This window comes from Desulfothermus sp., from assembly GCF_053993635.1.
In genome coordinates this window covers 1-5,582 of sequence record NZ_JBMYBT010000014.1, presented here as the reverse complement: position 1 = coordinate 5,582, position 5,582 = coordinate 1, and the positions used below count along the sequence as shown (strand labels likewise).

Annotated in this window: 4 protein-coding genes; 1 reads left to right on the top strand and 3 read right to left on the bottom strand. The window is 38.0% G+C overall.

The window, feature by feature from the left end; translation table 11 throughout:
- Positions 1–1,520 (top strand): efflux RND transporter permease subunit (locus ACY2V1_RS01085; RefSeq protein ID WP_461832944.1); only part of this gene is annotated, 1,520 nt, incomplete at its 5' end.
- Positions 1,521–1,606: 86 nt separating this feature from the next.
- Here ACY2V1_RS01085 and ACY2V1_RS01080 read toward each other — a convergent pair.
- The 3 genes from ACY2V1_RS01080 to ACY2V1_RS01070 form a co-directional block, all read right to left on the bottom strand.
- A complete protein-coding gene (locus ACY2V1_RS01080) occupies positions 1,607–3,019 on the bottom strand; it encodes a mannose-1-phosphate guanylyltransferase/mannose-6-phosphate isomerase (RefSeq protein ID WP_461832943.1) in 1,413 nt (470 codons plus the stop codon).
- A 102-nt stretch (positions 3,020–3,121) separates the two neighbouring features.
- Positions 3,122–4,288: a glycerate kinase gene (locus tag ACY2V1_RS01075; RefSeq protein WP_461832942.1), complete on the bottom strand. Its 1,167-nt coding sequence runs from the start codon at positions 4,286–4,288 to the stop codon at positions 3,122–3,124.
- Entirely contained in the window at positions 4,266–5,507 is a 1,242-nt protein-coding gene (locus ACY2V1_RS01070) for a mannosylglycerate synthase domain-containing protein (RefSeq protein ID WP_461832941.1), read from the bottom strand. Before ACY2V1_RS01070 ends, ACY2V1_RS01075 begins: the two co-directional genes overlap by 23 nt.
- Positions 5,508–5,582: the final 75 nt, after the last annotated feature.

Below are 5,582 nucleotides of genomic sequence, written 5' to 3'. Positions count from 1 at the left end.
TTTTTTTTGGTATATGGTATGGAAATATCATAAAATTTACCTTTTTTCCTAAAGTTGAAGGAGAAACTATGATCTGTTCTGTAACACTTCCCCCTGGAACCCCAGTAAGTTATACAGAAAAAATATTGGAAAAAATCAAAGATGCTGGCCTTAAAACCATAAAAGAAGCTGAAAACAAAAGGGATCCCAACAAACCTCCTTTATTAAAATATGTCCTCACAATACTTGGAACACAAATCTCTTTTAGAGGTCACGGAGAATCTGCAAACGGACTGGGAGGTAATAAGGGGCAAATACTTATACAACTATTGGAAGCAGAAAAAAGAGAAATATCCACAAAATATCTTGTTTCTAAGTGGAGAAAAGAGGTTGGCCAAATACCAGGAGTTGAATCCCTAACATTTTCAGGGGAACTATTTAGTTTTGGTAGCCCCATTGCCATAAATTTATCATCACCCAATTATGAGCAATTAAAAAGAGTGGTATCAGACCTTAAGAAAGAACTATCAAAAATAAATGGAGTATTTGATATAGACGACAGTTATTTGCCTGGGAAAAGAGAAATAAAGGTCTTTCTAAAACCTGAAGGAAAGAGCCTTGGATTAAGCGTATCAGACATAGCCTCTCAGGTTAGAGGGGCTTTTTTTGGTGGTGAGGCGTATAGATTTGTGAGGAATAAAGATGAAGTTAAGGTTAAGGTGAGATACCCTGAATGGGAAAAAAATGTGCTTATTAGCCTTAAAAGGATGAAAATAAAAACACCATCTGGATTTTTTGTTCCTATAACAGAAGTAGCGGACTTTAAGGTGTCCAGAGGCTATAGCTCAATATCAAGACAGGACAGAAAAAGGATAATTACAGTGTACGCAGATGTAGATGAAAGTATTGCAAATTCAAGTGAAATAAGAAAATTTGTAGTTAAGACAATCTTGCCTAAGCTTATGGCCAAATATAATGACCTATATTTTTCTATGGAAGGCGAGGGCAAGGAACAGCAGGAATCCTTTCATGACATATTGAAAGGATTTATTATTGCAATGTTTGCCATATATACCTTACTCGCAATACCACTTCGCTCCTTTACACAACCATTTATTATCATGCTTGCAATACCCTTTAGCTTTGTAGGGGCAATAATTGGACATATGATAATGGGGCTCAACTTAACAATATTGAGCATGTTCGGAATGGTAGGGCTTGCTGGAGTCGCAGTAAATGACTCTCTTGTGCTTACTGATGCAGCAAATTCTTTATCAGGAGATCCTGAAAAAAGGGCTCTAGAAGCCGGGATGTTGAGATTCAGGGCGGTTTTATTGACATCCCTTACAACTTTTTTTGGTCTGGTGCCCATGATAATGGAAAAGAGCATTCAGGCCAAATTTTTAATTCCAATGGCAATAAGTCTAGGATTTGGAATCTTATTTGCCACCTTTATTACCCTTTTTCTAACCCCATGCTCTTATGTAATCCTGCACGATATTCTCAAAAAACTATCCTTTTCAAAGGCCAAATCCAATTGATATATAGAACATATTTTTTCTATAAAATTACCCTAGATCTGTGAAAAGGTTTCACAGACCTGGGGTATAAAGCCTGGGATAAAAAATCATTTATCCCTTCCATATACATCCTGGAGCCTTACAATATCGTCTTCACCAAGATATGAACCAACCTGGACTTCAATAAAAACTAAAGGTATCTTACCTGGATTTTCAATCCTGTGAACACATCCCAGGGGAAGATACACATACTGGTTTTCAGACAATAATATCTCCTCATCATCTCTTGTGACCTTTCCTGTACCCTGTACCACCACCCAGTGCTCTGACCTGTGGAAGTGTTTTTGAAGTGATAGTATTGCACCTGGATTTACAACAATCCTCTTTACCTGATACCTCTCACCCATCTCAAGGGTTTCGTATGATCCCCAGGGTCTATAGACCTTTCTATGGTGATATGCCTCTTCCCTATTTTGCTCCTTTAATTTAGCAACTATCTTTTTTACTTCCTGAACCCTATCTTTTTTAGATACCAAGATTGCGTCCTTAGTTACAACTACAACTTCATCTTCTAATCCAACTGTTCCAACTAAAATATCCTGTGCATCCACATAACAGCCTTTTGTATCCACACTAACAACACTACCCTTAAACACATTTCCATCATCGTCTTTCTCACCTATATCCCACAGAGAATACCACGAGCCAACATCACTCCATGGGCTATTCAGAGGAACCACTACTGCATTTTTGGTCTTTTCCATTACAGCATAATCAATTGAATCTTCACGACATTCGCAAAAAGCTTCTTCATCTAATGTCAAAAATTTGTCCCTTCTTTTACCTTTTTCCCATGCCTCTTTTGCCTTTTCATAAATATCTGGTGCAAATTCCCTTAATTCTGAGAGATAGGAATCTGCTCTGAATAAAAACATTCCGCTGTTCCAATAATAATCACCACTCTCAAGATATTTTTTTGCAGTATCTATATCTGGTTTTTCCACAAAGGCGTCCACATAATAGACACCATCAGATACCATATCTCCCTTTCTTATATATCCGTAACCAGTTTCAGGGGTCTTGGGTACTATACCAAATGTAATAAGCCTTCCCTTCTTGGCCTGGCGAACTCCAAGCTCAATGGCCTTTTTAAATCTGTCAATTTTATCAAGGTAGTGATCAGCTGGAAGTACTAAAAGGGTTGGGACCTTATAATTTGACTGGGCCTCAAACGCTGCAACAGCGATTGCTGGGGCTGTACTTCTTGGTTCAGGTTCAATTATTACCTCACCTATGTCCTTTGATAATTCTGATATCTGGGAGATAACCAAAAATCTGTGATCTTTATTCGTCAAAAATATTGGTGGAGCTGCTATGTTTAACTCATCAAGCCTCAAGACAGTATCCTGCAACATAGTCCTGTCACTTATCAAGGGCATAAATTGCTTTGGAAACCATTTTCTAGACTTTGGCCATAGTCTGGTTCCAGACCCTCCACACAAGACAACTGGTACTATCATCTTCTCCACCTCCTTTGTATTTTCTATTTTTGAATATTGGTTATTAGTTATTGGTTAGTGGTATATTGGTTAGTGGTTTCCACCAATGCACCAATACACTAATTAAAAAATCCCTGATCGCTTATATCTGTTTCTTCCTACCATAAAGAGTTTAACTACCTGACGAGTAGTGTTTTTTAAATAAGTTTTTACAGAACTCATAGCTTCATCCAGGCTAATGGGAGCGGGACATATAGAAAAAACACATATAATTCCGACTTGTTCCAATTTCTCAAAATCAAGGTCCTTATCTATTGCGCCAGCTATTGCAATGCAAGGCACACCATATTTTTGTGCAATTTCAGCAACCCCATATGGGCCTTTTCCATAAAAAACTTGGTTGTCCAGCTTTCCTTCACCTGTAATTACAAGATCAGCTCCTTTTATTTTTTCCTCTAGCCCAGTTAATTCCTTCATTACTTCAATTCCCTTTTTCAAACTAGCACCAAGAAAAGCATAAAATCCTGCCCCTATCCCACCAGCGGCGCCACCCCCTGGTATTTCAGTGACGTCAATACCAAGTTTTGTCTTAATAATAGAGGCAAGATTCATTAGACCTTTTTCCAACAATTCAATCATCTCTTCAGTAGCACCCTTTTGAGGGCCATATACCCTGGTAGCGCCATTTTCTCCAATAAGGGGATTTTCCACATCGCATACCACTACAATTTCAACATCTCTAACTCTAGGGTCTAGGTTGGTAAGGTCAATTTCATTAATTTTTATGAGATTGTCACCGCAGGGAAATATTTCTTTTTTTTCTTTATCTAAAAACTTGATTCCAAGGGCAGCTGCCATCCCTATTCCACCATCATTTGTTGCGCTACCCCCAATACCCACAATTATTTTTTTTGCTCCCAGATCCAGGGCCTTTTCTATCAACTGACCTGTCCCGTAACTTGTGGTCTTTGTAGGATCTTTTTCACTCTCTTTTAACAGGGCTATACCACTTGCCTTGGCCATTTCAATTGCTGCCAATCTATCCTTTTTAACAAAACAAATTTCTGATTTTATATCTCTAAAGAGGGGATCTTTTACAGTACACTCAACAATTTCCCCATCAAAGATGTCCCTTAAAACTTCTAAAAGACCATCTCCCCCATCTGAAAATGGAACTTTCTCAATCTCAATGTTGGGAAATTCAGTTATAATCCCCTCTGCCATTACATCAGCAGCATGCTTTGCAGAAATGGAACCTTTATATGCATTAGGTGCTAGAATTATTTTCATCTTTCTTGGCCCTTTTTATTTTTTTTATAATTTGCCTTGCTGAATAGTTCATATATCTATCTATCATTGAATACAAATACCGCATAGCAAAATAGTATCCGCGAAGAGCAATGGTAGTTGTGTAACATAGGACCCTGCTTGTCCAGAGTTTAAAAATAAGTTCCTGCCAATCTTCATCTGTTGCATCAAAATGCTCTAACAGCACAAAATAGGTCTCTCTCCATGTATGCTCATCCATAAAACTAAAGGAAGGTCCTTTCTTATTTGCTAAAAGTCCATCTCTCACCCTTCTTGGAAATAGGTCCAGGAGCTCTTCCATTTTGGATGTCCAATTTTCCATCAAAAGGGTCATGGAGCCTTCAATATCAAAGCCTATTTTTTCAAAAACATCTGCTGGGACTTCATGGGGATGCTCGGCCCTATGGACAATTCCTCCATTGCAAACGGATAAATTTTCCATAGATGAATTTTTTGACATTAAAGAAAAAGTTTTATCCTTTAATGATTGAATTGTATCAAAACACTCAACCAACATGGTCTTTAAGTCTGTAAGTTTACCATAAAGCTTATGTAGTTTTCCTTCAGAGATATAAGTCTCTAGCATGGGATATCCATACATTACACTGTAAAAAGTGTACATGGTGTCAATACCCCAATCACTCCTTGAAATAACATCCTCTTCTTTAAAAAGCTTCTCTACCACAGACCTATGCATTAAAAGCTCTCCACCAAGGGGTTGCTCTATCCAGGGAAGCTCAGATGTGGGCCAGAGTAAAGCAAACCCTGTCTTTGTGATCATCCAGGTTATCATTGCATCAGTAGAGGCACGTGGAAAATAATGTCTAACCACAGGATATCCCATATCAGATCCCTCTAAAGCCTTTGTAATCCAATGTTGAGCAAAGGTTGTGATGTCTGAATCAAAAAACAAGATCCTCTCCAGATCTGTTTCTTCTAAAAAATACTTCAGGGCAGTATTCATGCCATCACCTTTACCAGCCCTTTTATTTCCCAGTCTTTCTTGCAGTATTAAATTAATCTCTGTATTGGCCTCCATTTTTACAGTGGGTATATTTTGCTCCAGGCTTCTATAAGTCTCCTCCTTTTCTACCCCTACACACAATACCTCTTCCACCCGTGGGTGTTCCGCGGCAATTTTAACATTGTTTAGAACTACTTGAGGATTTTCCTTTTTAAATGGAAAAACAACTAAACACATAATCTCCCCCCTGGTTTAAGGTTTCAATTCATAATATTTAATATCTCTCCTCCCAAAAGAACTTTTTCAAAGTTA